This is a genomic window from Phyllobacterium calauticae, assembly GCF_019991125.1.
In the GTDB taxonomy this organism is placed as follows: domain Bacteria; phylum Pseudomonadota; class Alphaproteobacteria; order Rhizobiales; family Rhizobiaceae; genus Phyllobacterium; species Phyllobacterium calauticae.
The window spans coordinates 202,443-227,542 of the sequence record NZ_JAGENB010000005.1 but is presented as its reverse complement, the minus strand read 5'-3'; the positions used below and the strand labels follow the sequence as shown (position 1 = coordinate 227,542).

Sequence of the window (25,100 nt, the reverse complement as noted above, 5' to 3'; positions counted from 1 at the left end):
TCAGAGATCCTTTCTGAGGCGGGGGTCTAGGAGGTCGCGGAAGCCGTCGCCGACCATCTGCAGGGAGAGAACGGAGAGCACGATGGCGATACCGGGAAACAGGGTCATCCAGTCGGCCTGACCGACATATTGCCGCCCTGCGGCAATCATCGTGCCCCAGGTCGGCACTTCGGGGCTGACGCCAAGCCCGAGGAAGGACAGGCCGGCTTCCGCCAGCATGGCATGGGCAAACAGGAACGTTCCCTGGACGAGGATGGGCGAGAGCAGATTGCGCAGGATGTGGCGCGTCAGGATATGCGGCGTCGAAATGCCAAGCGCATGGGCGGCTTCCACATAGGGCAGTTCGCGGATGACCAGTGTCGAGGCCCGTACCACGCGGGCAAGCCGCGGCGCATAGACGATGCTGAGCGCGATGATCACCGTCGTCAGCGACGGACCGAGCGCCGCAACCAGTGCAATGGCAAGCAAGATGTCGGGGAATGCCATCATCGCATCGATCAGCCGGGTGATCGGCGCATCAAGCTTGTGGAAGAAACCGGCGAGAATACCGAGCGTAACACCGATGAGCGAGGCGAGCACCACCACGGCAAAACCAACGAGCAGCGACAGCCGGGCGGAATAGATCGTGCGCGAAAACACGTCGCGTCCGAACTCGTCGGTGCCGAAAATCCATTGGGCGCTCGGCGGCTTCAGCCTGTTGACGATCGACAGCTTGTTCGGCGCATAGGGGGCAATGAGCGGCGCGAGAATGGCAAGCGTGATGAAGATTGCCAGAACGATCAGGCCGAACAGGACGGTCTTGCGGCGCAGGAGAACGCGCAGGAATTTGCTGCGTTCGCTGGCGGGAACGGGTGAAACGATATCGGTCATCAGTAGCGCACCCTTGGATCAACGACGAGGTAAAGCATGTCGATGGCGAAATTGATGAGGACGTAGAGCCCGGCGATGATGAGGAGCGCGCCCTGAATGACGGGGTAATCGCGGCGCAGCACAGCCGAGACGACGAGATTGCCGACACCGGGCAACCCGAACACCGTCTCCGTTACCACCGCACCGGAGATGAGCACGGCGGCCGTCAGGCCAACGACGGTGATGATCGGGATCAGCGCATTCTTGAATGCGTGCTTGAGCACGACGCTGCGCTCGACAACACCCTTGGCCCGGGCGGTGCGGATGTAGTCATCCCCCAGCACATCCAGCATCGAAGCGCGGGTAAACCGCATGATCAGCGCCGATGAAACGATTCCCAGCGCAAAAGCCGGCAAAACGAGATGATACAGTCGCTCGCCCAGCGTCGTGTCCGGTCCGCCATAACCCGAGACCGGGAAGATGCCGAAGCGGACGGCAAACACCTGCATCAGGATCAGGCCGAGCCAGAAACTCGGAATGCTGGCGGCCAGCATGGCCAGCGCCGTTGCGGCCTGATCAAAAATCGATCCGCGCCGGTACGCGGCATAGACCCCGATGGGAATCGCAATGGCACTGGCGATGAGGATCGAGAAAACCGTGAGGAAAAATGTCGGCTCGGCGCGCTGCGCCAATGCCGTCAGCACGGGCTGGTCGAGAAAGATCGACCGTCCGAGATCGCCCTGCAGTAACTGGCCGATGAAATAGACGTACTGGACGAGGATGGAGCGGTCGAGCCCGAGCGCTGTCCGCAACTGCGCGATATCGGCAGCGGTTGCTTCCGGTCCGAGCATGACGGCCGCCGGATCGCCGGGCGTGACGCGGACGATGATGAACACGATGGTCACCACCAGAAACATCACGACAATCATGCCGATAAAGCGTTGGAAGATGTAACGGAGCATGGGCCGGTTGGATCCTGCTGCGGGAGCTACGATACGAAGGGACTGGCGGCAGGCGGCTTGCAGCCGCCCGCGCCCGAACGCTTCAGATTACTGCTTGAGCGACACGTTCCAGAAATAGGGCCAGGGCGCCGGGGTAAAGTGCTCCAGCTTGGGCGACTTGGCCGACAGCGCGTTGAAATCGCCGATCTTGATGATCGGTGCTTCCGCGTAGATCACCTTCTGAACGTCCGCCCACAACGCGATACGCTTCTTCGGGTCCGTTTCGGCATTGAAGGCATCCACCGCCACCTTGCGGGCCGGTGTATCCCAATTGCCCGGCGCACTGGTCGACAGGGCGCCGATCAGCGCGGGTTCCGGCAGGAACGGGCTGTGGCTGATATAAATATCCCAGAGTGCCGGGTCGGCACGGCGCTGCGTCAGCGTTGCCCAGTCGACCACCTGCAGATCGACATTGATCCCGGCGGCCTTCAGATATTCCGCAGCGACCTGTGCCATCTTGTAGTGGAACTCATACTGGCGGCTGGTGAGAATACGCACCGGCTTGCCGTCGTAATTGGCTTGCTTCAGAAGCGTCGCCGCCTTTTCGGGATCGCCGATATTATAGCCATCCTTGACGCCCGCATCGCTCGCCCAGCTATAGGATGCCGGATAGAACGATCCATTCAGCGCATAGAAGTCCTTGCTGCCGAAAGCGGCGGCCAGCATGTCTTCCACGTTGAGCGCAGCGCGGATCGCCAGGCGCATATCCTGGCTCTTGGTCAGGCCCTGCGCCGTGTTCAGCACGAAGACCGGCCAGCCGAAGGGCTTCAGCAGGACCGGCTCGGTGACCTTCTGGCCCTTCAGGCGGTCATAGGCCTCGACAGGCAGACTGTCGGCATAGTCGAACTGGCCGGAAATCGCGCCTTCGACCCGGGTATTGGCATCGGGAACAGGAACGAAACGGATTTCGTCGAGATACTGATGGCGGGCGCCGCCATAACCATTCTCGCGCCCTTCCGGAGATTTGTAGCCGTCGAAGCGGACGAGCTGGATATACTGGTCCGCCTTGCGCTCCTTCAGCTTGTAGGGGCCCGTGCCGACCGGGTCGGTCATTGGGTTCTGCTGCTTTTCGCTTGGGAGGATGATCGCTGCGGCATTGTTGAACGCCAGCAGCGACAGCAGCGGTGCATGCGGGGCATTGAGCGTGATGCGGACCGTCGAGGCATCAACCGCGTCAATGGATGTGATGAGAGGCGCAACCTGCTTGCCGCGTGAGGCGATCTGGGTCCAGCGCTTCAGCGAGGCGACGACATCGGCGGAATCCATGTCGGTGCCGTCATGGAACTTGACGCCGGTGCGCAGCTTGATCGTGTAAATTTTGCCATCCGCCGAAATCTCCGGCAGGCTTGCCGCCAGCAGCGGGGTCGGGTTCCAGTTTTCATCAAAGGTGTAGAGTGTCTCGAAAATGTGCTGGGAAACAATGCCGACCAGATCGGCCGTCGATGCCATGGCGTCAAGTGTCGGCGGCTCGCCGATGGTCGCGACATTGATGACGCCGCCCTTGGTCTGGGCAAAGGCCGCAGGGCTTAGGGCAACCAGCGCCGAACCCAACAGGAGTGCGAGTTTCAGTGATTTCATGACAGTTCCCTTTGTTATTCTATTATTATGTTATATAATGTTTTATAGTAGAATAAGACCAAATGTATCAGGCGCTGTCAAACAAAAAAGAAAAGGCAGCGCGAGGGGCGCTGCCTTGATCATGCAACCGGCCGGCAATCCGTTCAGATAATGCCGCCGCTGCCGCCCGTGCTGGCCGGCCGGATTTTTCCGACCTTTTGCCGGTAGCCGCTGGCCCGGTAGGCGGCAATGGGATCGATGGCGCCCCCTGCCCGGCGGCGGGCTTCGGAGAGTATCGGCTCGACATCCGTCCGGTAAGCGCGCTTCAGCGCATCCGATGCCATCAGCGCATCATTGCCGTTCTGATAGCCATCCAGAGCCGCCCGGTCGACCAGCAGGGCCTGCGCATAAGCACGGCGAATCTCATTGGCGCTGGAGATCAGGCTTTCAATCGGATCGGTCACATTGTGCGACTGATCGATCATGTGCGCGGGATGGAAATTCTCGACGCCGCGCTCCTCCGCATCGACCAGCTCGTTGAAAACCAGGAACAGCCGGTACGGATCGATGGAACCCGCATCCAGATCGTCATCGCCATATTTCGAATCGTTGAAGTGGAAGCCGCCCAGTTTCTTGAACTGGATCAGCCGCGACACGATCATCTCGATATTGGTGTTCGGGGCGTGGTGACCGAGATCAACCAGGCAGAAGGCTTTCGGCCCCAGTGTCTGGGCGATCAGATAATTGCTGCCCCAGTCCTGCACCACGGTCGAATAGAAGGCGGGCTCGAACATCTTGTGTTCGGAGAAGATGCGCCAGTCATCCGGCAGCGCCTTGTAGACCTGCGCCATGGCGTCGAGATAGCGCTCGAACGACCGGGCAAAATGGCTCTGGCCGGGAAAATTCGATCCATCGCCGATCCACACGGTCAGGGCCTTCGAGCCGATGGCATTGCCGATTTCGATGCACTCGATATTGTGCGCGATGGCCTGCTTGCGCGTCGCCGCATCCGCATGGCTGAGCGAGCCGTATTTGTAGGAATGCGCCTGATCCGGCGCATCGGAAAAGGTGTTGGAATTCATCGCGTCGAAGCCGAGGCCGAGCGCCTCCGCATGGGCTTTGAGCTGCTGCGGATCAGCCTTGTCCCAGGGGATGTGCAGCGAGACGGTCGGCGTCGCGCGGCTCAGCTGGTGGATGACCGCGCAGTCATCGAGCTTGTCGAAAATTCCGCGCGGTTCGCCCTGCCCCGGAAACCGGGCAAAGCGCGTGCCGCCGGTACCGACGCCCCACGAGGGAACCGCGACGAAGAAATCGGCCACCTTGGCGGTGATCGTCTCGATATCGATGTTGCGGCGGGCAAGATGCGCGCCCAGCGCCTCGAAATCGCTGTTGTGCGCCGCACCGCGCTTGTCGTTTTCGGATGCGATCAGATCGCCGGATATTTGCAGTTCAGCCATGTTGTCCTCCCCCGGACTGCTTTATCGCGTGAAACTCTGCACGTTGCCAGCATCGACATTGATAATATTGCCTGTCGATTTGGCAGATGCATCGGAGGCAAGGAAATAGATCGCCTCGGCAATGTCTTCCGGCAGCACGTTGAGCTTGAGCAGCGACCGCTTGCGGTAATGCTCTTCCAGCTCATCCACCTGCAGGTTGGATGAGGCGGCACGCTGTTCGCGCCATTCGCCGTTCCAGATCTTCGAGCCACGCAGCACGGCATCCGGATTAACAGTGTTCACGCGGATACCGGCTTCCGCCCCCTCCAGCGCGAGGCAGCGGGCGAGGTGGATTTCCGCAGCCTTGGCGGCACAGTACGCGCTGGCATTGGGCGAGGCGGCAAGCCCGTTCTTCGATGCGACGAAGACCACGTTGCCGCCGATCTTCTGGCGCCGGAACAGGCGGAAGGCTTCGCGCGATACGAGGAAATAGCCGGTCGCCAGAATGTCCATGTTGCGGTTCCACATGGCAAGCTCGGTAGCCTCTATCGGGGCGGACGAGGCGATGCCGGCATTGGACACGAGAATATCGATGCCGCCAAACTCAATCGACGCTTCGGCGAAACTGGCGATCACGGCAGCCTCGTCCGTCACATTGAGCTGCACACCGCGCACCGCATCGGCGCTGTAGCGCGCGGCAAAATCCTGATGGGCGGCCTTCAGGGCCTCCGCATCGATATCCGCAAGGACGACACAGGCACCCTGCCCGAGCAGCCGTTCTGCCGTGGCGCGGCCGATGCCGCCGGCGCCGCCCGTGACAAAAGCCACGCGGCCCGCCAGGGATTTCGGCTTGGGCATGCGCTGCAGCTTGGCTTCCTCGAGCAGCCAGTATTCGATATCGAAGGCCTCCTGTTCCGGCAGTCCCTGATAGTCCGAGACAGACGACGCGCCGCGCATCACATTGATGGCGTTGACATAGAATTCCCCGGCAATGCGCGCCGTTGCCTTGTCCTTGGCAAAGGACAGCATGCCGACGCCGGGAATGAGGAAGATCACCGGGTTGGGATCGCGCATGGCAGGTGAGTTGGCATGCTTGCAGGCGGTGTAGTAGCGGGCATAGTCGGTGCGGTAGGCTTCCAGCGCCGCATCGAGCGCTTCGACTGCAGCGTCGGGATTGGCCGCGTCGACATCCAGCACCAGCGGGCGAATTTTCGTGCGCAGGAAATGATCGGGGCAGCTGGTCCCGAGTGCCGCGAGCGGATGCAGGTCGCGGGAGTTGACGAATTCCAGCACCGCCGGCTGATCGTCGAAGTGGCCGAGCTTGCGTTCGGCTACACCGATCTTGCCGCGGATTTCCGGCATCAGCCGCGCGGCGATGGCGCGGCGTGCGGGCGCGTCGAGGCTTGTCACCACCTCCCCGCCGAATGCGGGTTTGCCCGCCGTCTTGGCGTCGAACCAGACAATCGCCCTGTTGATGATATCGAGCGTCAGCTCGTAGCATTCCTTGGCGTCATCGGCCCATGTGAACAGGCCATGGCTTTCCAGCACGACACCTTTTGAATTGGGATGCGCCGCCGCATAGGCACCGAGATCGAGGCCGAGCTGAAAACCCGGACGGCGCCAGGGCAGCCAGCCGATTTCGTCGCCAAACACCTCTTTTGTCAGCGCGCGCGAGTTCTTCGAGGCGGCAATGGCGATGATCGCATCGGGGTGCATGTGATCCACATGCCTGAACGGCACGAAACCGTGCAGGGGCGTATCGATCGATGCGGCGCGGCTGTTGAGATTGAAGGTGCAATGGGGAAGAAAACCCACCATGCGGTCTTCGTCCGCAACACCCTTGTAGATGGACTTCAGCGATTCCAGCTTTTCCATATAAAGCGTGGCGAAACCATCGAGCTTGATCGTGCCGACATCGCCGCCCGATCCCTTCACCCACAGCACCTCCACCGGCGTAGCGGTGAGCGGATCGGTTTGCGTCACTTTCGCCGAGGTGTTGCCGCCGCCGTAATTGGTGATGCGCTTGTCGGCACCCAGCAGATTGGAGCGGTAGAGCAGCTTGCCGGGCTCATCCAGCGCGGCAGCCTTTTGATCATCCCAACGATTATCCAGAAGTTGGACCTTGTTCGCCATACTTGCCTCCCGAAGACGATCTGATGGCCTGACAACACGCCGCAGCCATGTGAATTTTCTCTAGCTATGAAGCAGGGAGTGATTTGCTGTCAATCACAAATGATCAAATTCAATCATAAAATTGCAATTGTGCAGTGCAATATGAATAATTTTGACTGAAGTTGATTGACACCACCGTGTTATTTGCGCAATGTTCGCAGCAGTGGAGGGAAAAATGCACGAACGTGAGCGCCAACGAATTATCCTGAGTGCCGTTCAGGAAAAGCCGTTCATCACCATTCAGGACATTGCCGAACTGACGGAAGCGTCGGAAGCAACGATCCGTCGTGACATTGCCTCCATGCATGTCCAGGGCAAGCTGCGCCGGGTGCGCGGCGGGGCGGAAGCCATTCACCCGCCGCAGCAGACCGCGCTTGCCGGCCGGCCATTCCGCGTCTCGGAAGCCGAGAACATCGACAAGAAGCGGGCGATTGCGCGTGAAGCCGTGGGCCTGTGCAACGAGGGCGACGCCATCATTCTCAACGGCGGCACCACGACATTCCAGATGGTGCACTATCTCGCCACCCGCCGCCTGCAGATCATGACCAATTCCTTCGCCATTGCCGAACATCTGGTGAAGAACTCCAAGAGCACGGTCATTATTCCCGGCGGCATGATCTACCGCGAGCAGAGCATGATCCTCTCGCCGTTCGACAATGACGTTACCCGCAATTTCTATGGCAAGCGCATGTTCATGGGCGCCGTCGGGGTCGGTCCGTTCGGCGCGATGGAATCGGACCCGCTGATCATTCAGGGCGAGCAGAAGCTGATCAATCAGGCGGATGAACTGGTGCTGCTGGTGGATTCCAGCAAGTTCGAGCGCCGGTCGAGCCTGATCCTGTGCCCGCTGCAGCGGGTCGCGACAATCATCACCGATGACGGCATTGCGGATGCCGACCGGAAGATGGTGGAGGATGCCGGGGTCGAGCTCATCGTCGCAAAGGTGGGAGCTCAGGACAAATCAAGGGATTCCGCTTCGATCGCATAAAAACCAGGCGCCGAAGCGGCGTATTTCAATCTAGGGAGGATGAAATGAAACTGTTGAAGAAACTCGCACTGGGATCGGCCTTGGCCCTTGCCATGCTCGCATCGCATGCACAGGCGGAAACGATCAAGATCGGTCTCGTCGCCAAATCACTCGGCAACGGCTTCTTTGAAGCAGCCAACAAGGGCGCGCAGGAAGCCGCCAAGGAGTTGGGCGGTGTCGAAGTCATCTATACCGGACCGACATCGACGACGGCCGAAGGCCAGATCGAGGTCATCAATGCGCTGATCGCGCAGAACGTCAATGCCATCGCCATTTCCGCCAACGATCCGGACGCTGTCGTACCGGCTCTGAAGAAAGCCATGGCGCGCGGCATCAAGGTGATCTCATGGGATTCCGCCGTGGCCAAGGACGGCCGCATCGTCCACCTCAACCCATCGTCGAACGAGCTGATCGGCAAGATGTGCCTGCAGCTTGCCGCTGCCCATCTGCCTGATGGCAAGGGCGACTTCGCCATCCTCTCGGCCACGACCACATCGACAAACCAGAACACCTGGATTGCCGAGATGAAAAAGCAGCTGCCGAACTTTCCCGGCCTCAATCTTGTGACGACAGTCTATGGCGATGACCTCGCCGACAAGAGCTACCGCGAAGCGCAGGGCCTCCTGACCTCGCAGCCGAATGTGAAGGTGATCGTTGCACCGACCACGGTTGGCGTATTGGCCGCCTCGCAGGCGGTATCCGATGCCAAGAAGATCGGCACGGTTTACGTGACTGGCCTCGGCCTGCCATCTGAGATGGCCGGCGCCATCAAATCAGGTGCCACCAAGGAATTCGCCATCTGGAATCCGATCGATCTTGGCTACTCCGCGACGCAGATCGCCTATCACCTCGTCAAGGGTGATACCGACGGCAAACCCGGCAGCGACATCAGTGCCGGCCGCATGGGCAAGATCAAGATCGGCGACAATGGCGAGGCGGCCATGGCTGATCCCTTCGTCTATGACGCGAAGAACATCGATCAGTTCTCCAAGATTTTCTGATCCGGCAATCGCGCCGCAAAGCCCGGCAGGCCTTCTGCCGGGCATTTTTTAACCCTTCGGTATTGCCCATGATGACCGCAGCCCTTGCTGAATCACCCCTCGCGACCCCCATTCTGGAAATGCGGGCCATCTCCAAGACCTTTCCGGGTGTGAAAGCCCTGAATGACGTCAACATCGCCCTGTTTCCCGGCGAGGTGACGGCGCTCATCGGCGAGAACGGTGCGGGCAAATCCACGCTCGTCAAGATTCTGACCGGCATCTACCAGTCCGACGAAGGCGAGATCCATATCGACGGCAAGCCCGTCACCTTCGGCAACGCGCAGGATGCCATCGATCACGGCGTGACCGCCATCCATCAGGAAACGGTGTTGTTCGATGAACTCTCGGTCGCCGAGAATATTTTCATCGGCCATGCGCCGAAGACATCGCTGGGTCTGGTCAACTGGAAGGGCGTCAACGCCAGGGCGCTCGCCCTTCTCCATTCGCTTGAGAGCAATATCGATCCGCGCACGCGGCTGAAGGATCTCTCCATCGCCCAGCGCCATCTTGTTGCCATTGCCCGGGCGCTGTCGGTCGATGCGCGCATCGTCATCATGGACGAGCCGACCGCCGCCCTGTCGCGCAAGGAGGTGGACGACCTCTTCCAGATCGTCAAGCGGCTGAAGGCGCAGGGCAAGGCCATTCTCTTCATCAGCCACAAGTTCGACGAGGTCTACGAGATCGCCGACAATTATGCCGTGTTCCGTGACGGCAAGGCCGTGGGCAGCGGGGTTCTCGCCGAGATCAGCCAGAACGACATTGTCCGCCTCATGGTCGGCCGCTCCATCGAGCATGCCTTTCCGAAAGTCGACATCCCGCTCGGCGAAACGGTGCTCAAAGTCGAGAACTACAGCCATCCCACCGAATTCCGCGACATTTCCTTTGCCCTTCGGAAGGGTGAAATCCTTGGCATCTACGGGCTGGTCGGTGCCGGCCGCTCGGAAATCTGCCAGTCCCTGTTCGGCGTGACCCGGCCGTCCGGCGGCAGGCTGGAACTGGACGGCAAAGAGATCCAGATCCGGTCGCCCGGCGATGCAATCCATGCGGGCATCGTCTATGTGCCGGAGGAGCGCGGCCGCCACGGCGCCGTGCTGCAACTGCCGATCTACCAGAACATTTCATTGCCGTCGCTTGGACGGACATCCCGTTCGGGTTTCCTGCGCGCCGCCGAAGAACTGGCGCTGGCGCGAAAATACGCCGAACGCTTCGACCTGAGGGCCGCCGCACTGTCGGTGCCGGTCGGCACGCTTTCCGGCGGCAACCAGCAGAAGGTCGTCATCGGCAAGTGGCTCGCCACGCAACCGAAAATCCTCATTCTGGATGAACCGACCAAGGGCATCGACATCGGCTCGAAGGCAGCGGTCCACGCCTTCATCAGCGAACTTGCCGGCGAAGGCCTCAGCATCATCATGGTATCGTCGGAACTGCCGGAAATCCTTGGCATGTCGGACCGCGTGCTGGTGATGCGCGAAGGCCTGTCCGCCGGTCTCTTCGAGCGCGCCGACATGAGCGCCGAGACACTGGTTCGCGCCGCAACGGGCAACGCGTGAGGATCGGAATGATCAAGCAACTGTTCAAATTTCGCGAAATGCTGCTGGTGGTGATCATTGCCGTCCTGCTCGGCGTTTTCTCTTCCCGCTCGCCCGGCTTTGCCAGCCCGTCGAACCTGTCGAATATTTTCAACGACACGTCGATCCTGATCATTCTGGCCCTCGGGCAGATGACCGTCATCCTGACGAAATCGATCGACCTCTCCGTCGCGGCCAATGTGGCCTTTACCGGCATGGCGGTTGCCATGCTCAACGCGGCGCATCCCGGCCTGCCGCTGGCATTGATCGTTCTCATCGCGCTTGGCATCGGCGCGATCCTCGGGGCTATCAACGGCCTGTTCGTGTGGAAGCTCGGCATTCCCTCGATTGTCGTCACGCTCGGCACGCTCACCATCTATCGCGGCATGGCCTTCGTTTTGTCCGGTGGCGGCTGGGTCAATGCCCACCAGATGACCGAGCCTTTCCTGCAGACGCCGCGCCAGCTTTTCCTCGGTCTGCCGGTGCTCGGCTGGACGGCCATCGTCATCGTCGCCGTCATCTATATCGTCATGTCGCGCACCTTCCTCGGCCGGGCGATTTATGCCTCCGGCGGCAACCCGACTGCGGCCGTTTATGCCGGTATCGATGTCGGGCGCACGCGCTTTTTCGCCTTTGTCATATCGGGCACCCTCGCCGGGCTCTGCGGCTACCTCTGGGTATCGCGCTATGCGGTGGCCTATGTGGATATCGCCGCAGGCTTCGAACTCGACAGCGTCGCCGCCTGCGTCATCGGCGGCATCTCGACCCTCGGCGGCATCGGTTCGGTGGCGGGGGCGGTGCTGGGCTCGCTGTTTCTCGGCGTCATCAAGAATGCCCTGCCGGTCATCAACATTTCGCCGTTCTCGCAAATGGCAATTTCCGGCGGCGTGATCATCGCCGCCGTGATCTTCAATGCGCGGCAGGAACGGCGGCGCGGCCGCATCATCCTGCGTGACCGCGGGGCATCGGAAACAATCGAGGGTATCGCATGAATGTGGTCAGCGAAAAACGTCATATCCCGGACCGGCTCGGCACCTCCGCAACGCGGCTGTTTGCCAGCTGGGAAGCGCTGCTGCTGGTTGTCGCGATCCTGATCTTCATCGCCAACTCCTTTGCATCGCCCTACTTCCTCAATGCATGGAACCTGTCCGACGCCACGTTCAACTTCACCGAGAAGGCGATGGTGGCCTTCGCCATGGCGCTCCTGATCATCGCCGGTGAAATCGACCTGTCCGTCGCGGCGATCATTGCGCTTGCCTCGACGGCCATGGGCGCAGCGGCCCAGATGGGCGTGGGCACGCCAGGCCTTGTTGCCATCGGCCTCGGGGTCGGCGTCGGCTGCGGCGTGATCAACGGCATTCTCGTCGCCGGGCTGCGCCTTCCGTCGATTGTCGTGACCATCGGCACGATGAGCCTGTTTCGCGGCATCGCCTATATCGTCCTCGGCGACAAGGCCTATGGCGGCTATCCCGCCTCCTTCGCCTATTTCGGCCAGGGGTATGTCTTCTGGGTCATTTCGTTTGAATTCGCCCTGTTCGCCGCCCTTGCCATTCTCTTCGCCATTCTCCTGCACGCGACCAATTTCGGCCGGCGCGTCTATGCCATCGGCAACAACGAGTTTGCCGCGCGTTTCTCCGGCATCCGCGTCGAGCGCATCAAGTTCACGCTGTTCCTGATGACCGGGCTGATGTCGGGCATCGCCGCAGTCTGCCTCACCTCGCGCCTCGGCTCGACACGGCCGTCCATCGCGCAAGGCTGGGAACTCGAAATCGTCACCATGGTGGTTCTCGGCGGCATCTCCATCCTTGGTGGCTCGGGAACCATCGGCGGCGTCGTCATCGCCGCCTTTGTCATGGGGCTGGTGACATTCGGCCTCGGGCTGCTCAACGTGCCCGGCATCGTCATGTCGATCTTCATCGGCCTGCTCCTGATCATCACCATCACCCTGCCGATCATCATCCGCCGCTTCAGGCACAGGAAACACGCATGAGCACTCGGGAAACCTATGCGTTCAAGATGACCCTCCATCCGGGCATGGAAGAGGAATACCGCCGGCGGCACGATGCCATCTGGCCGGAACTTGCCGATCTCCTGCACGACGCGGGCGTGCAGAACTATTCGATCCACCTTGATCGTGACACCCACACGCTGTTCGGTGTCCTGACCCGCCCGAAGGAACATGGGATGGCTGATCTTCCCGGTCATCCCGTGATGAAAAAATGGTGGGCGCACATGGCCGATATCATGGTGACGAACCCGGACAATTCACCGGTGCAGTCCGATCTGGTCTGCCTGTTCCATCTGGCCTGAACCGGCATGACCAAGCCGCGCCATATCGCTGTCATCGACGTCGGCAAGACCAACGCCAAAGTCGTTGTCGTTGACGCGGCGAGCGGCGTGGAACTTGCCGCGCGCAGCACGCCCAACCGCGTGGTCACCGGCGGCCCCTATCCGCATTACGATATCGACGCACTCTGGACCTTTTTTCTGGCCTCCCTGACGGAACTCGCCGCAACACCGGGCTTCGACGCGATATCCGTCACCGCCCATGGCGCCGCGGCAGCCTTGCTCGGAGACGACGGCCTGGCTATGCCCGTCATCGACTATGAATACAGCTATCCCGATGCGGTGCGCCGCGCCTATGCGGACCTGCGGCCGGATTTTGCCGAGACCGCCTCGCCCTATCTGGCCGGCGGACTGAATGTCGGCGCGCAAATCCATTACCAGAAGACGCAGTTTCCCGAACTGTTCCGGGATGTCAAAACCATCCTGACCTATGCGCAATACTGGGTGTGGCGGCTCACCGGCATTGCGGTCAATGAAGTGACGTCGCTCGGTTGCCATACGGATCTGTGGAATCCGCGCAAGGGTGATTATTCCAGCCTTGTCGACACGCTGGACCTGCGCCCGCTCCTGCCGCCGATCCGTCCGGCCTTCGATCATATCGGCGATTTGCTGCCCCCTCTTCAGCATCAACTAGGCGTCAAGAAATCTGTGCCGGTCTTTTGCGGCATTCACGATTCCAACGCATCGCTGCTGCCGCATCTGATGACGCGCAGCTCGCCATTTTCCGTTGTCTCGACGGGCACGTGGGTTGTGCTGTTTGCCGTGGGCGGGCATCTGGACAAGCTCGATCAGGAGCGTGACACGCTTGCCAATGTCGACGCCTATGGCAAGCCGGTGCCCTCGGCCCGGTTCATGGGCGGCCGGGAGTTTGACCTTTTGACCGGCGGCAATGCCGCCGCGCCCGATACCGCAACGCTCGACCGGGTCATCCGCGATCACATCATGCTGCTGCCCAGTCTTGTCAGGGGAACGGGTCCCTTTCCGCACCAGGAGGCCGTATGGCCGAACGGCGAGGCCCGGACAACGGCCGAACGCACCGCCGCCGCATCGCTCTATGCCGCGCTGATGACCCATGTCAGCCTCGGGCTGATCGGGGCGGCAGGCACCACGATTGTCGAAGGTCCCTTCGCCCGCAATGCGGTGTATCTGTCTGCCCTGCGCAGCCTGACAGGGCGTGACGTGGCCGCCCTGCCCGGTTCGACGGGAACCAGCCTTGGCGCGGCCCTTCTGGCGGGCGCGACAATCCCCGTGCAGGCAAAGACCGGAAACGTGCAGCCGCTCGATGCCGCATTCGACACATATGCGACAATATGGCGGGACCACCTCGCATGAAAAAGGCGGGCTGAAAAGCCCGCCTTTCCCTTTCAGTCGTTACCGGCTGTCAGCCGGCATAGGCAAGGGCTTCGTCTTCGCTGACGCCGCCATGCAGTGCGCGGTCAAGCTGGCCCTTGTCGAGTTCGCCTTCCCAGCGGGCAACAACGATTGTTGCGACCGCATTGCCCACAAGGTTGGTCAGGGCACGGCATTCCGACATGAAGCGGTCGATGCCGAGGATCAGCGCCATGCCGGCGACCGGCACGGCCGGAACCACGGACAGGGTTGCTGCGAGCGTGATGAAGCCGGCACCGGTGATACCGGCAGCGCCCTTCGAGCTGAGCATGGCAACGAGCAGCAGCAGAACCTGATCCGTCAGGGTCAGCGGTGTGTTGGTTGCCTGGGCAATGAACAGCGCAGCCAATGTCATGTAGATATTGGTGCCGTCCAGGTTGAAGGAATAACCGGTCGGGATGACGAGGCCGACAACGGACTTCTTGCAGCCCGCCTTTTCCATTTTCGCCATCAGCGTCGGCAGGGCAGCTTCGGATGAGCTTGTGCCGAGAACGAGCAGCAGTTCTTCCTTGATATAGCGGATCAGCGCGAAAATCGAGAAGCCGTTGTAGCGGGCAACAGCGCCGAGGATGATGACCACGAAGAGGATCGAGGTCAGGTAGAAGGTTCCGATGAGGAACAGCAGGTTGGCGACCGATGAAATGCCGTACTTGCCGATGGTAAACGCCATGGCGCCGAAGGCACCGATGGGAGCAGCCTTCATCAGAATGGCGACCAGCTTGAACACCGGTGCGGAAAGCACATGCAGGAAGTTGGTGACAGGCGCGGCGCGCTCGCCGACCATGGCCAGTGATACACCGAACAGAACCGAGAAGAACAGCACCTGAAGAATGTCGCCGGAAGCAAAGGCACCGACGATGGTCGTCGGAATGATGTTCTGCAGGAAGCCGATGACGCTCTGTTCATGCGCCTGCTGCGTGTAGGTGGCGACCGAGGCCGGATCAAGCGTTGCCGGATTGATGTTCATGCCGGCACCGGGCTGCACGACATTTGCAACGATGAGGCCGACGATCAGCGCCAGTGTCGAGAAGGTGAGGAAGTAGATCATCGCCTTGCCGGCGACGCGGCCGACTTTCTGCAGATCGCTCATCCCGGCGATGCCGGTCGTCACGGTCAGGAAAATGACCGGAGCAATGATCATCTTCACCAGCTTGATGAAGGCATCGCCGAGCGGCTTCATGCTCGTGCCGACATCGGGATAATAGTGGCCAAGCGCGATGCCGATGGTGATGGCAACGATGACCTGGAAATACAGATGGGTATAGATTGGTTTCTTGACGCGCGGCTGCGGTGCTGCGCTGATGGTCACAGGACTCATGTCTTCCTCCATGGTGCGAGCCGCGTCTGGCAGAAACCCTGTCAGCCTCCCGGGCCCTTCTTGTTCTCGAGAACAACGCATGCGTTCTCTGGAAAGGCATAAGCAAGCACCGTGCCAATCTTGATCTATTTGATAATACATTGATTTTGTTACATATTATTTCCATCCTCCGGGCGTGGGATATAAAAATGTGCGGAATTTCGCACAAACAGATTGTCAATCGTGCGGATATATGCACAAATCAGCCATGGACCGTCCCCTGCCAAACGATGCCGATATACTGCCCCGGACCGGGGGATTCAGCACCATGGGCAAAATCGTCTATGGCGCCCTGGCCGTTTTCATCATCCTCGGCGCCCTGCTGGCAGCCAATGATTACGGCCGCAACCGCGCCTATGTCGCGCTGGAAACCCGGGCTAGAAGCGCGGCGGAACTCAATGCCGTCCTGCTGCGGACCGTGCTGGAGAAGCAACGCTCCCTGCCCTTCGTCCTCTCGCAGGACCGCGACCTCATCAGCGCGCTGTCATCCCGCAGCGAAAGCATGCTGCATCTTGTCGACCGCAAGCTGGAAAGCCTGATCGAAGGCACGCACGCGTCCGTCATCTATCTCCTCGATGCGAAGGGCACGGCCCTGTCGGCCAGCAACTGGCAGGAACCGACCAGCTTTGTCGGCGTCGACTACAGTTTCCGCCCCTATTATCTGCGCGCACTCGCCAATGGCAGCGCCGAGCACTATGCGCTCGGCACGATCAGCAAACGGCCGGGCCTGTATATTTCGCGGCGCATCGACGGTCCGAACGGCCTGCTTGGCGTGATTGTCGTCAAGGTCGAGTTCGACGAACTGGAGGCCGACTGGCGCCGGAGCAGCGACCCGTCCTATGTCCTTGATCCTCGCGGCATCGTGCTGATCACCAGCTTTCCCGAATGGCGCTTCATGGCGCAGGCACCGATCCCGGCCGAACAGCTCGGCCCGATCCGGGAAAGCCTGCAGTTCGGCAATGCGCCGCTCGAACCTTTGAACGTCGCGCCCGCCTTGACAACCGCGACGCCGGACAGGGTAACCGCCCAGCTGCCGGGCTCCAGCCAGGACGCGGAATATGTCCGGGTCCGCGTTCCCGTGCCGACAACCAGCTGGATCCTGCAATTGCTGACCCCGGCCGGCGCGGCGGTGAGCGAAGCCATCCGTGCCGCGCAGCTCGCGGCCCTGGCGGTCATTGCGCCTGTCCTCGGCTTCACCGCCTTTTTTCTGCATCGCCGCGGCCTGGCGCTGCAGCGCCTGCAGGAGCAGGAACTGGCGCGCCGCGAACTGGAGCGCCGCGTGGCGGAACGCACCGAAGCGCTGAGCACCGCGCATGCCGAACTGGTGATGCAGGCGGAGGAGCGGCAGAAAACCGAGAACAAATTGCAGACCGTGCAGCAGGAACTGGTGCAGGCCAACCGCCTTGCCATTCTCGGGCAGGTGACGGCGGGTGTTGCGCATGAGATCAACCAGCCCGTGGCGGCCATCCGCGCCTATGCCGACAATGCCGGGACGTTTCTGTCGCGCAATCAGGTCGAACCGGCCAGGGAAAACCTGTCGGCCATCGCGGGCCTGACCGAACGCATCGGCAGCATCACCGATGAACTGCGCACCTTCTCGCGCAAGGGCACCGGCGATGCCGGTCCGGCTGACGTCAGCGACGTCATCGAAGGCGCGCTGCTGCTGCTCGGCAGCCGTTTCCGCCAGACGGTCGGCAAGATCACGACCGAGACGCCGCCGGCCGGGCTGAGGGTGCATGGCAACCGCATCCGGCTCGAACAGGTGCTGATCAATCTGATGCAGAACGCGCTGGAGGCAACCGAAGGCGGGCCATCCAGCCGGATCAGCGTCGGCTACGCCGTCGCCGATGACGAGGTGCAGCTGACCGTGGCCGATAACGGCCCCGGCATTCCCGATGACATCATGCAGGCGCTGTTTACCCCCTTCAATACCTCCAAGGACCGCGGGCTCGGGCTTGGCCTGGTCATCTGCCACGACATCGTCGCCGAGTATGGCGGACGCATCGAAGTGGACAGCAGCAGCGCCGGAACCCGATTCACCGTCCATCTCAAAAGGGTTGCCTGATCATGGGTTTCCAGCCGCAAATCGCGTTTGTCGACGATGATGACGACCTGCGCAACGCCAACAGGCAGACGCTGGAACTTGCCGGGTTCAGCGTGATTCCGTTCGCCGATGCCATGAGTGCCCTGCGCTTCCTGACGCCGGAATTCGCCGGCGTCGTCGTCAGCGATGTCCGCATGCCGCATGTGGACGGACTGGAATTTTTCCGGCGCCTGCGCGCGATGGACGCGGACCTGCCCGTCATCCTGATCACCGGGCATGGCGATATCGAAATGGCCGTCGAGGCCATGCAGGAAGGCGCCTACGATTTCATTGCCAAACCCTATCCGGCCGAGCGCCTCGTCCAGAGCATCCGCCGCGCCGCAGACAAGCGCCAGCTTGTCATGGAAAACCGCCAGCTGCGGCAATTCATGGAGGCCTCCGACGAAACAGTGCCGCTGATCGGCCAGACACCCGTGATGCAGAATCTGCGCAAAACGCTGCGTCATGTGGCCAATGCCGATGTGGACGTGCTGATCGCCGGCGAGACCGGCAGCGGCAAGGACGTGGCCGCCGGTCTCCTGCATGAATGGAGCCGCCGCAGGCAGGGCAATTTCGTTGCGCTCAACTGCGGCGCCCTGCCGGAATCGGTGATCGAAAGCGAGCTGTTCGGCCATGAGGCCGGAGCCTTCACCGGCGCGCAGAACAAGCGTATCGGGCGGATCGAACATGCCAGCGGCGGTACATTGTTCCTCGACGAGATCGAAAGCATGCCCTTGGCCACGCAGGTCAAACTGCTGCGCGTTCTGGAAATGCGGGAAATCACGCCGCTTGGCACCAATGAACACAGGCCCGTGGACCTGCGCGTCGTCGCCGCCGCCAAGGTGGATCTCGGCAGCCCCGAACAGCGGGCGAATTTCCGCGAAGATCTGTTCTACCGTCTCAATGTCGTCACGGTCTCGATCCCCCCCTTGCGTGAGCGAAAGGAGGATATTCCGCTGCTGTTCACGCATTTCCTGCATCGCGCCGCCATCCGCTTCAAGACGGAACCGCAGGAAATGAACACGGCGATGCGCGCGCGGCTGATGGATCATGACTGGCCCGGCAATGTGCGCGAACTCGCGCATTTCGCCGAGCGGGTTGCGCTGGGTCTGGATGAAATGACCAGTGAACACACGCCGTCGCAGGCCAGCACGCTCACCCTGCCCGAAGCCATGGAACGCCATGAGGCAAAACTCATCCGCGAGGCCCTGACCGGCAACAATGGCGATGTGAGGACGACGATCGAGGCCCTGGGCATTCCGCGCAAGACATTCTACGACAAGCTTCAGCGCCACGGCATCGACCGGGCTGACTATGTCAAAGGAAAGTCACACCCGGACCAGACCTAGCACCGTTCAACCCGGCGCGCTCCGTCACCGAGAGACGCTCGACCAGCGGGCATTCGAGCTTGGTGATGGGATAGCGCGTTCCGCTCCCAGGGGCATAGCTGTCGAGCTGTTCGATGGCCCAGCGGCCCATGGCCCGGTGCGGCAGGACGGATGTGGTCAATTGCGGGTGCAGGTGCCGTGATATTTCTTCATCGTCATAGCCGATGACCGAAATATCCTCCGGGATGCGGATGCCCGCTTCCTTCAGCGCTTCGTAGCAGCCGATGGCGGTCCGGTCATTCTGGCAGAAGATGGCAGTGGGCCGGTCCTTCAGCGCCAGCAGCGTCTTCGTCGCCTTGTAGCCCGCGCTTGCCGACCAGTCGCCCTCGATCACCAGTTCCGCATCGAAGGGGATATCGGCGGTCGCCAGTGCCCGGCGATAGCCGCGCAGCCGGTCCTTCGCCGCCTCCATCCACGGCTCGCCAGTGATAATGCCGATGCGCCGGTGGCCGTGCTGGATCAGGTGGCGGGTCGAGTGCTGGCCGCCGGCAATCTCGCTCGGAACGACCGCCGGAAAAGCATAGTCGGCGGTATAGCAGTTGAGGAGCACCAGCGGGATATCGAGATTGTAGAGGTAGTCCGGCAACGTCACCTCGCGGGTAAAGATCGCCATATAGATCAGCGCGGAAATCCCCTGCTCGCGCAGGGCGCGGATGGTGCGCGGCTCCATCTCGGGATCATTCAATGTCTGGGCAACCAGAATGATGTTGCCTGCATTCCACGAGGCCTGCCGCGCGCCTTCAATGGCAACGACCGCTTCGGGACTGGTTGCCAGCTGGTCGACCACGAAGCCGATCTTGCCGTCGACCGCAGGCGCATAGGCATCATGGCCGTCCAGGTGGGCAAAGTTGGGCGCGGCATAGCCGAGCGAGCGGGCAGCCTCGATCACGCGTTCGCGCGTTTCCGCCGCCAGCTTGATGCCCGGCGTCTTGTTGAGCACGAAGGATACCGTTGCCTGCGAACAGCCGGCGATGCGCGCGATATCGGTCATCGTCACGCGCTTGTTGACGCGTTTGCGCCGGGCCGTGACCCGGACGGGCTTTTTCTTTTCAGTGGTCACATCATCCACTGTATCATTCATTCGAAAACAGCCCTTTGCCACATGCGAGCACGGCTGAATCAATCAAACCGCGTGGGAATGATTATGCAGCGAAACACCGGCTAATCAACATAAATAATTATTGACTAATTTTTATAAATGAAGATGATCAGGCCAGTGGAATTTCCACGCTCTGAATTTCTGGGAGGAAAATTCGTATGTCCATCACCCGTCGTACCCTATTGCTCACCTCGGCCGCCGGCCTCGTCGCCGCCATGGCTGCAGGCAGTGTTTTCGCCGCGTCGCCGCCGCTAAAGAAGAAAGACACCTACAAGGTCGGTTTCGCCCAGACGGAAAGCAACAATCCGTGGCGTCTGGCCCAGACCGCCAGCATGCAGGAAGAGGCCAAGAAGCGCGGCTGGCAGCTTGTCTACACGGATGCGGCAAGCTCCGCGGCCAAGCAGGTCGCCGACGTCAATTCGATGATCGCACAGGGCGTCGACCTAATTTTCCTGGCACCGCGCGAGGAAAAGCCGCTGATTCCGGCGATCAAGGCCGCCAAGAGCGCCGGCATTCCGGTCATCCTGCTTGACCGCAGCGTCGATCCGTCCCTCGCCAAGGCCGGCGACGACTATGTGACCTTCATCGGCTCCAACTTCATCGAAGAGGGCCAGCGCATCGGCGAATGGCTGGTGGCCAATGCCAAGGGCAAGACCAAGATCATCGAACTTGAAGGCACGACCGGATCTTCGCCTGCCAATGACCGCAAGAAGGGCTTTGACGACGTCATCGCCAAGCATTCGGATTTCAAGATTGTTGCCTCGCAGACCGGCGATTTTGCCCGTGACAAGGGCCGCCAGGTCGCCGAAACCCTGCTGCAGGCGCATCCCGACGCCAATGTCATCTACGCCCACAATGACGAGATGGCGATCGGCGCGATTTCCGCCATTGAAGCGGCAGGCAAGGTGCCCGGCAAGGACATCCTCGTCCTGTCGATCGATGGCGGCAAGGAAGCGGTCCAGGCCGTGGTCGACGGCAAGATTGCCGCGGTGGTCGAATGCAATCCGCGCTTCGGCCCCAAGGCCTACGATACGGCAGCCGCCTATGCCGCCGGGGAGAAAATCGCCCCGAAGATCATCAATCCGGACCAGTTCTACGATGCCGGCAATGCGGCAAAATTGTTGAGCTCCGCCTATTGATATCTGATGAAGCCAGCGCTTCCATGTAGCGCTGGCTTTTTCATGTCTGGTGCAACCCTGCATCCAGGCAAAAGCTCCGGATGATTTCAGAAACGGCTTTGCAATGGACACCGATATTCTTCTGTCGATGACAGGCATCGACAAGCGCTTTGCGGGTATCCCTGCCCTTTCCGCCGCCTCGTTCACCGTGGCCCGCGGCGAGGTGCATGCGCTGATCGGCCAGAACGGCGCGGGAAAATCGACGCTCATCAAGGTGCTGACCGGCTATCACCGGCGGGACGCGGGCGAGGTGACGTTCGACGGCAAGCCGTTTGAAGTCGCCTCGCCGCAGCAGGCGCAGGCGAACGGCATCAGCACCATCTATCAGGAAATCAATCTGGTGCCCTACCGTTCCCTGACGGAGAACATCTGCCTTGGACGGGAGAAACGCCGCTTCGGCCTGCTCGACTGGGCGAGCATGCACCGGGAGGCTGAAAACCTGTTGCAGCGCTTCAATATCCGCGCCGATGTCCGCCGCCCCCTGATGGAATTCAACACGGCAACCCAGCAGATGGTGGCCATTGCCCGCGCCATCGGCTTTTCCGCCAAGCTCGTCATCATGGATGAGCCGACCTCCTCGCTCGACGAGCGCGAAGTCGGCGTCCTCTTCAACGTCATCCGCCAGTTGAAACAGGACGGCGTTTCCGTGGTGTTCGTCAGCCACAAGCTGGATGAACTCTATGCGGTGTGCGACCGCGTGACGATCATGCGCGACGGCCGGACGATCAGGACCGCCCGCATGGACGCAATTGAAAAGATCGAGCTCGTCTCGTCCATGCTGGGGCGCAGCATTGAGAAGACTGAGGGCCACGCCACGGCCTTCACCGCGCGCGATGAAAAGAACATCGGCAAGGTCCTGCTGTCCGCCGACAATCTCGCCGTCGGGCAGATCGTTCAGGACGTCTCCTTCACCATCCGCAGCGGCGAGATCGCCGGTTTTGCCGGACTGCTCGGCGCGGGCCGCACCGAAACGGCGCGGCTGGTCTTCGGCATCGACCGCCTGAAAGCAGGTGCCATGACCTATGGCGACAAGACGTTCGAACCCCGGCGGCCCTCCGACGCCATCGCCGCAGGCATGGGTTTCTGCACCGAAGACCGCAAGAGCGAAGGCATCGTGCCGGATATGAGCGTCGCGGAAAACATGATGCTGGCGCTGATGCCGAAACTCGCCAAATCCGGGGTCATCGACGAGAAGGCGCAGCAGGAGATCGTGAAACGTTTCATCAAACAGCTCGGCATCAAATGCTCCGGACCGGACCAGAAGGTGCGCGAGCTTTCCGGCGGCAATCAGCAGAAAGTCCTGCTTGGCCGCTGGCTGGCGATGAACCCGCGCCTGCTCATTCTCGACGAACCGACGCGCGGCATCGATGTCGGCGCCAAAGGCGAAATCCAGTCACTGATCAAATCGCTGGCGGACCAGGGACTGGCTGTGCTGATGATCTCCTCCGAGCTGGAAGAGGTCATCGAGGGCGCTGACCGGGTGTTTGTCCTGCGCGACGGTATCAGCGTCGCCGAATTCGGCCGCGCCGCCGCCACCGAAGATGCGCTCATGGGCGCCATGGCCCATGGCAATGCGCCCGCTGTCGCGGAGGCCCTGGTATGACCGACACACCCCAAATGGCGCGCACGACAGCCCGGCGTTTCGATCCCTTCGATTTCCTCGCGCGCTACGGCACGCTGATCGCGCTGCTGCTGCTGATCCTGTTCAATCTGGCGTTCACCCGCAATTTTGCAACGATACAGACGCTGAATGTGAACCTCACCCAGGTCTGCACCATCGTCATCGTCGCGGTCGGCATGACACTGGTCATTGCGACAGGCGGCATTGACCTCTCCGTCGGGTCGCTCATGGCCATCTCGGGCGCCCTGGCGCCCATGATCTTCCTCGGCAAGATCATGCCCATCGGCAATATCTATCTCGCCGTTGCCGCTGCCATGCTCGTTTCCATCGCCGTTGCCGGGCTGTTCGGCCTGTTCAATGGCTGGCTCATCTCCGCCTTCCGCATCCAGCCCATCGTTGCCACACTGGTGCTGTTCATTGCCGGGCGCGGCATCGCGCAGGTCATGACCAACGGCAATCTGCAGACATTCCGCGTGCCGCAATTCCAGTTCATCGGGCTTGGCCGGGTGCTCGGCATTCCGGTGCAGGTCATCCTGATGCTGCTGATCGTCCTCGCCGCCGCATGGATGCTGAAACGGACGGTGTTTGGCCGCCAGATCATCGCCATCGGCGGCAATGAACGGGCGGCAGAACTGTCCGGCATTGCCGTCGCCAGGGTCAAGCTGCTGGTCTACGCCATCAGCGGCCTGTGCGCGGGACTGGCCGGGCTCGTCGTCATCGCCATCAACTCCTCCAGCGACGCCAATCTGGTCGGGCTCGGCATGGAGCTCGACGCCATCGCCGCGGTCGCCGTCGGCGGCACGCTGCTGAGCGGCGGCAAAGCTACCATCATCGGCACGCTGATCGGCGCCATGACGATCCAGCTGGTGCGCTACACGCTGCTCGCCAATGGCGTGCCCGATGCCGCCGCACTGGTGGTCAAGGCGGGGATCATCATCCTTGCCGTCTGGATCCAGCAGCAAGGCAGGGCGCACGCATGACCCGGACACGATGGATATCCCTGCTCGGCAGGTACGGCGTGGTGGTCGCGCTGCTGCTGCTCGTCCTGTTCGGCTGGCTGCGCTATGATTATTTCCTCGGCTTTTTCAACATATCGAGCGTGCTGCGCTACAATTCGATGTTCGCGCTGGTGGCGCTTGGCATGTGCTTCGTCATCATGACCGGCGGCATCGACCTCTCCGTGGGGTCGACCGCAGCGCTCGGCAGCGTGGTCGCCGCGCTCTTCAGCCCGCAGGGCGTATGGATCGGGCTTGGAGCCGGCGTCGGTGCCGGGCTCTGCGTCGGCCTCGTCAACGCCGCGCTGGTAACCCGGCTGAAAATCATGCCGTTCATCGCCACGCTCGCAACCATGCTGGCGGCCAGCGGCACCGCCCTGCTGCTCGCCGACAACCAGTCGGTTTCCGTTTCCTATGACAGCGGCTTTACCAGCATCGGCCAGGACAACTCTTTCGGCTTCCCCATCCCGGCATGGATAGCACTTGCCGCCTATATCGCCGGCTGGATCATCCTCAACTTCACCAGTACCGGACGCGGCGTGCTGGCCGTCGGCGGCAATGAGGATGCGACGCGCATGATGGGCCTGCCGGTCGGCCGGATCAAGTTTCTGGTTTACTTTGCCAGCGGCGGGCTTGCCGGCCTGGCCGGCGTCATCCTCGCCTCGCAGTTTGGCGCGGGCCAGCCGATTGAAGGCGTCGGCTGGGAGCTTTTTGCCATCGCCGCCGTCGTCGTCGGCGGCACCCTTTTGACCGGCGGCGTCGGTTCGGTCGGGGCAACGCTGGCGGGCGTGCTGCTCCTCGGCATTCTCTTCAACGTTCTCAATTTCGAGAACGGCAAGGGCTGGATTTCGCTCTCCGCCTACTGGCAGTCGGTCATTCGCGGCCTGTTTCTGCTCATCGTCGTTGTTCTGCAGGCGAAGCTCGCCGCGCGCGGCAATGCAGCTGTGCGGGACCACTGAGCGTGCGCGCGCTGCTCGGCCCCCAGCCCTTCGGA

At 61.4% G+C, this 25,100-nt stretch carries 20 protein-coding genes; 13 read left to right on the top strand and 7 right to left on the bottom strand.

The window, feature by feature from the left end; genetic code table 11:
- From J1W56_RS18565 to J1W56_RS18545, 5 genes are all read right to left on the bottom strand, one after another.
- On the bottom strand, window positions 1–870 hold the full coding sequence (locus tag J1W56_RS18565; RefSeq protein WP_105733398.1) for an ABC transporter permease: 870 nt from the start codon (window positions 868–870) through the stop codon (window positions 1–3).
- Window positions 870–1,811 carry an ABC transporter permease gene (locus tag J1W56_RS18560; RefSeq protein ID WP_223614775.1) on the bottom strand — a complete coding sequence of 314 codons (942 nt, stop codon included), beginning with the start codon at window positions 1,809–1,811 and terminating at the stop codon, window positions 870–872. The genes J1W56_RS18565 and J1W56_RS18560 overlap by 1 nt, the downstream gene beginning before the upstream one ends.
- Before the next feature lie 87 nt (window positions 1,812–1,898).
- Window positions 1,899–3,428, bottom strand: coding sequence for an ABC transporter substrate-binding protein (locus J1W56_RS18555; RefSeq protein WP_223614774.1), 1,530 nt, complete (start codon window positions 3,426–3,428; stop codon window positions 1,899–1,901).
- Between the two features lie 143 nt (window positions 3,429–3,571).
- Window positions 3,572–4,864 carry an L-rhamnose catabolism isomerase gene (gene rhaI / locus J1W56_RS18550; protein WP_223614773.1) on the bottom strand — a complete coding sequence of 431 codons (1,293 nt, stop codon included), beginning with the start codon at window positions 4,862–4,864 and terminating at the stop codon, window positions 3,572–3,574.
- 21 nt (window positions 4,865–4,885) lie between these two features.
- Window positions 4,886–6,976 (bottom strand): bifunctional rhamnulose-1-phosphate aldolase/short-chain dehydrogenase, encoded by a 2,091-nt coding sequence (locus tag J1W56_RS18545; RefSeq protein WP_223614772.1) that lies wholly within the window; start codon window positions 6,974–6,976, stop codon window positions 4,886–4,888.
- A gap of 214 nt (window positions 6,977–7,190) precedes the next feature.
- On the opposite strand from J1W56_RS18545, the gene J1W56_RS18540 reads away from it, so the two are divergent.
- The 7 genes from J1W56_RS18540 (at window position 7,191) to J1W56_RS18510 (ending at window position 14,328) form a co-directional block, all read left to right on the top strand.
- Window positions 7,191–8,003, top strand: coding sequence for a DeoR/GlpR family DNA-binding transcription regulator (locus J1W56_RS18540; protein WP_223614771.1), 813 nt, complete (start codon window positions 7,191–7,193; stop codon window positions 8,001–8,003).
- 44 nt (window positions 8,004–8,047) lie between these two features.
- Window positions 8,048–9,043, top strand: a complete 996-nt coding sequence (gene rhaS, locus J1W56_RS18535; RefSeq protein ID WP_223614770.1) for a rhamnose ABC transporter substrate-binding protein — start codon at window positions 8,048–8,050, stop codon at window positions 9,041–9,043.
- A gap of 68 nt (window positions 9,044–9,111) precedes the next feature.
- Window positions 9,112–10,632, top strand: a complete 1,521-nt coding sequence (locus J1W56_RS18530) for a sugar ABC transporter ATP-binding protein (RefSeq protein WP_223614769.1) — start codon at window positions 9,112–9,114, stop codon at window positions 10,630–10,632.
- An 11-nt stretch (window positions 10,633–10,643) separates the two neighbouring features.
- Window positions 10,644–11,642: an ABC transporter permease gene (locus J1W56_RS18525; RefSeq protein WP_223614940.1), complete on the top strand. Its 999-nt coding sequence runs from the start codon at window positions 10,644–10,646 to the stop codon at window positions 11,640–11,642.
- Window positions 11,639–12,640 (top strand): ABC transporter permease, encoded by a 1,002-nt coding sequence (locus J1W56_RS18520; RefSeq protein ID WP_223614768.1) that lies wholly within the window; start codon window positions 11,639–11,641, stop codon window positions 12,638–12,640. Before J1W56_RS18525 ends, J1W56_RS18520 begins: the two co-directional genes overlap by 4 nt.
- Window positions 12,637–12,960, top strand: a complete 324-nt coding sequence (gene rhaM / locus J1W56_RS18515; RefSeq protein ID WP_223614767.1) for an L-rhamnose mutarotase — start codon at window positions 12,637–12,639, stop codon at window positions 12,958–12,960. Before J1W56_RS18520 ends, rhaM begins: the two co-directional genes overlap by 4 nt.
- A 6-nt stretch (window positions 12,961–12,966) precedes the next feature.
- On the top strand, window positions 12,967–14,328 hold the full coding sequence (locus J1W56_RS18510; RefSeq protein WP_223614766.1) for an FGGY-family carbohydrate kinase: 1,362 nt from the start codon (window positions 12,967–12,969) through the stop codon (window positions 14,326–14,328).
- A 49-nt stretch (window positions 14,329–14,377) separates the two neighbouring features.
- Here J1W56_RS18510 and J1W56_RS18505 read toward each other — a convergent pair whose 3' ends face one another.
- Window positions 14,378–15,703: a dicarboxylate/amino acid:cation symporter gene (locus J1W56_RS18505; protein ID WP_223614765.1), complete on the bottom strand. Its 1,326-nt coding sequence runs from the start codon at window positions 15,701–15,703 to the stop codon at window positions 14,378–14,380.
- Between the two features lie 307 nt (window positions 15,704–16,010).
- Here J1W56_RS18505 and J1W56_RS18500 point away from each other — a divergent pair, with 307 nt between their 5' ends.
- Window positions 16,011–17,807: a sensor histidine kinase gene (locus J1W56_RS18500; RefSeq protein WP_223614764.1), complete on the top strand. Its 1,797-nt coding sequence runs from the start codon at window positions 16,011–16,013 to the stop codon at window positions 17,805–17,807.
- 2 nt (window positions 17,808–17,809) lie between these two features.
- Window positions 17,810–19,174 (top strand): sigma-54-dependent transcriptional regulator, encoded by a 1,365-nt coding sequence (locus J1W56_RS18495; protein ID WP_223614763.1) that lies wholly within the window; start codon window positions 17,810–17,812, stop codon window positions 19,172–19,174.
- Here the strand turns inward: J1W56_RS18495 and J1W56_RS18490 are convergent.
- A complete protein-coding gene (locus J1W56_RS18490; RefSeq protein WP_223614762.1) occupies window positions 19,143–20,294 on the bottom strand; it encodes a LacI family DNA-binding transcriptional regulator in 1,152 nt (383 codons plus the stop codon). The genes J1W56_RS18495 and J1W56_RS18490 overlap by 32 nt on opposite strands.
- Before the next feature lie 176 nt (window positions 20,295–20,470).
- On the opposite strand from J1W56_RS18490, the gene J1W56_RS18485 reads away from it, so the two are divergent.
- The 4 genes from J1W56_RS18485 to J1W56_RS18470 all read left to right on the top strand — a co-directional run bounded on the left by J1W56_RS18485 (window position 20,471) and on the right by J1W56_RS18470 (window position 25,065).
- Window positions 20,471–21,451 carry an ABC transporter substrate-binding protein gene (locus J1W56_RS18485; protein WP_374042775.1) on the top strand — a complete coding sequence of 327 codons (981 nt, stop codon included), beginning with the start codon at window positions 20,471–20,473 and terminating at the stop codon, window positions 21,449–21,451.
- A 103-nt stretch (window positions 21,452–21,554) separates the two neighbouring features.
- The gene (locus tag J1W56_RS18480) at window positions 21,555–23,093 is read left to right on the top strand and encodes a sugar ABC transporter ATP-binding protein (RefSeq protein WP_223614761.1); all 1,539 of its coding nucleotides are present in this window, start codon (window positions 21,555–21,557) and stop codon (window positions 23,091–23,093) included.
- Window positions 23,090–24,091 (top strand): ABC transporter permease, encoded by a 1,002-nt coding sequence (locus J1W56_RS18475; protein ID WP_374042774.1) that lies wholly within the window; start codon window positions 23,090–23,092, stop codon window positions 24,089–24,091. Before J1W56_RS18480 ends, J1W56_RS18475 begins: the two co-directional genes overlap by 4 nt.
- Window positions 24,088–25,065, top strand: coding sequence for an ABC transporter permease (locus J1W56_RS18470; RefSeq protein WP_223614760.1), 978 nt, complete (start codon window positions 24,088–24,090; stop codon window positions 25,063–25,065). Before J1W56_RS18475 ends, J1W56_RS18470 begins: the two co-directional genes overlap by 4 nt.
- The last annotated feature ends 35 nt before the right edge of the window (window positions 25,066–25,100 follow it).

Coding starts and splice junctions, on each gene's coding strand:
- J1W56_RS18565 (WP_105733398.1), bottom strand. CDS start 870: ATGACCGATATCGTTTCACCCGTTCCCGCCAGCGAACGCAGCAAATTC.
- J1W56_RS18560 (WP_223614775.1), bottom strand. CDS start 1,811: ATGCTCCGTTACATCTTCCAACGCTTTATCGGCATGATTGTCGTGATG.
- J1W56_RS18555 (WP_223614774.1), bottom strand. CDS start 3,428: ATGAAATCACTGAAACTCGCACTCCTGTTGGGTTCGGCGCTGGTTGCC.
- rhaI (WP_223614773.1), bottom strand. CDS start 4,864: ATGGCTGAACTGCAAATATCCGGCGATCTGATCGCATCCGAAAACGAC.
- J1W56_RS18545 (WP_223614772.1), bottom strand. CDS start 6,976: ATGGCGAACAAGGTCCAACTTCTGGATAATCGTTGGGATGATCAAAAG.
- J1W56_RS18540 (WP_223614771.1), top strand. CDS start 7,191: ATGCACGAACGTGAGCGCCAACGAATTATCCTGAGTGCCGTTCAGGAA.
- rhaS (WP_223614770.1), top strand. CDS start 8,048: ATGAAACTGTTGAAGAAACTCGCACTGGGATCGGCCTTGGCCCTTGCC.
- J1W56_RS18530 (WP_223614769.1), top strand. CDS start 9,112: ATGATGACCGCAGCCCTTGCTGAATCACCCCTCGCGACCCCCATTCTG.
- J1W56_RS18520 (WP_223614768.1), top strand. CDS start 11,639: ATGAATGTGGTCAGCGAAAAACGTCATATCCCGGACCGGCTCGGCACC.
- rhaM (WP_223614767.1), top strand. CDS start 12,637: ATGAGCACTCGGGAAACCTATGCGTTCAAGATGACCCTCCATCCGGGC.
- J1W56_RS18510 (WP_223614766.1), top strand. CDS start 12,967: ATGACCAAGCCGCGCCATATCGCTGTCATCGACGTCGGCAAGACCAAC.
- J1W56_RS18505 (WP_223614765.1), bottom strand. CDS start 15,703: ATGAGTCCTGTGACCATCAGCGCAGCACCGCAGCCGCGCGTCAAGAAA.
- J1W56_RS18500 (WP_223614764.1), top strand. CDS start 16,011: ATGGGCAAAATCGTCTATGGCGCCCTGGCCGTTTTCATCATCCTCGGC.
- J1W56_RS18495 (WP_223614763.1), top strand. CDS start 17,810: ATGGGTTTCCAGCCGCAAATCGCGTTTGTCGACGATGATGACGACCTG.
- J1W56_RS18490 (WP_223614762.1), bottom strand. CDS start 20,294: ATGAATGATACAGTGGATGATGTGACCACTGAAAAGAAAAAGCCCGTC.
- J1W56_RS18485 (WP_374042775.1), top strand. CDS start 20,471: ATGTCCATCACCCGTCGTACCCTATTGCTCACCTCGGCCGCCGGCCTC.
- J1W56_RS18480 (WP_223614761.1), top strand. CDS start 21,555: ATGGACACCGATATTCTTCTGTCGATGACAGGCATCGACAAGCGCTTT.
- J1W56_RS18475 (WP_374042774.1), top strand. CDS start 23,090: ATGACCGACACACCCCAAATGGCGCGCACGACAGCCCGGCGTTTCGAT.
- J1W56_RS18470 (WP_223614760.1), top strand. CDS start 24,088: ATGACCCGGACACGATGGATATCCCTGCTCGGCAGGTACGGCGTGGTG.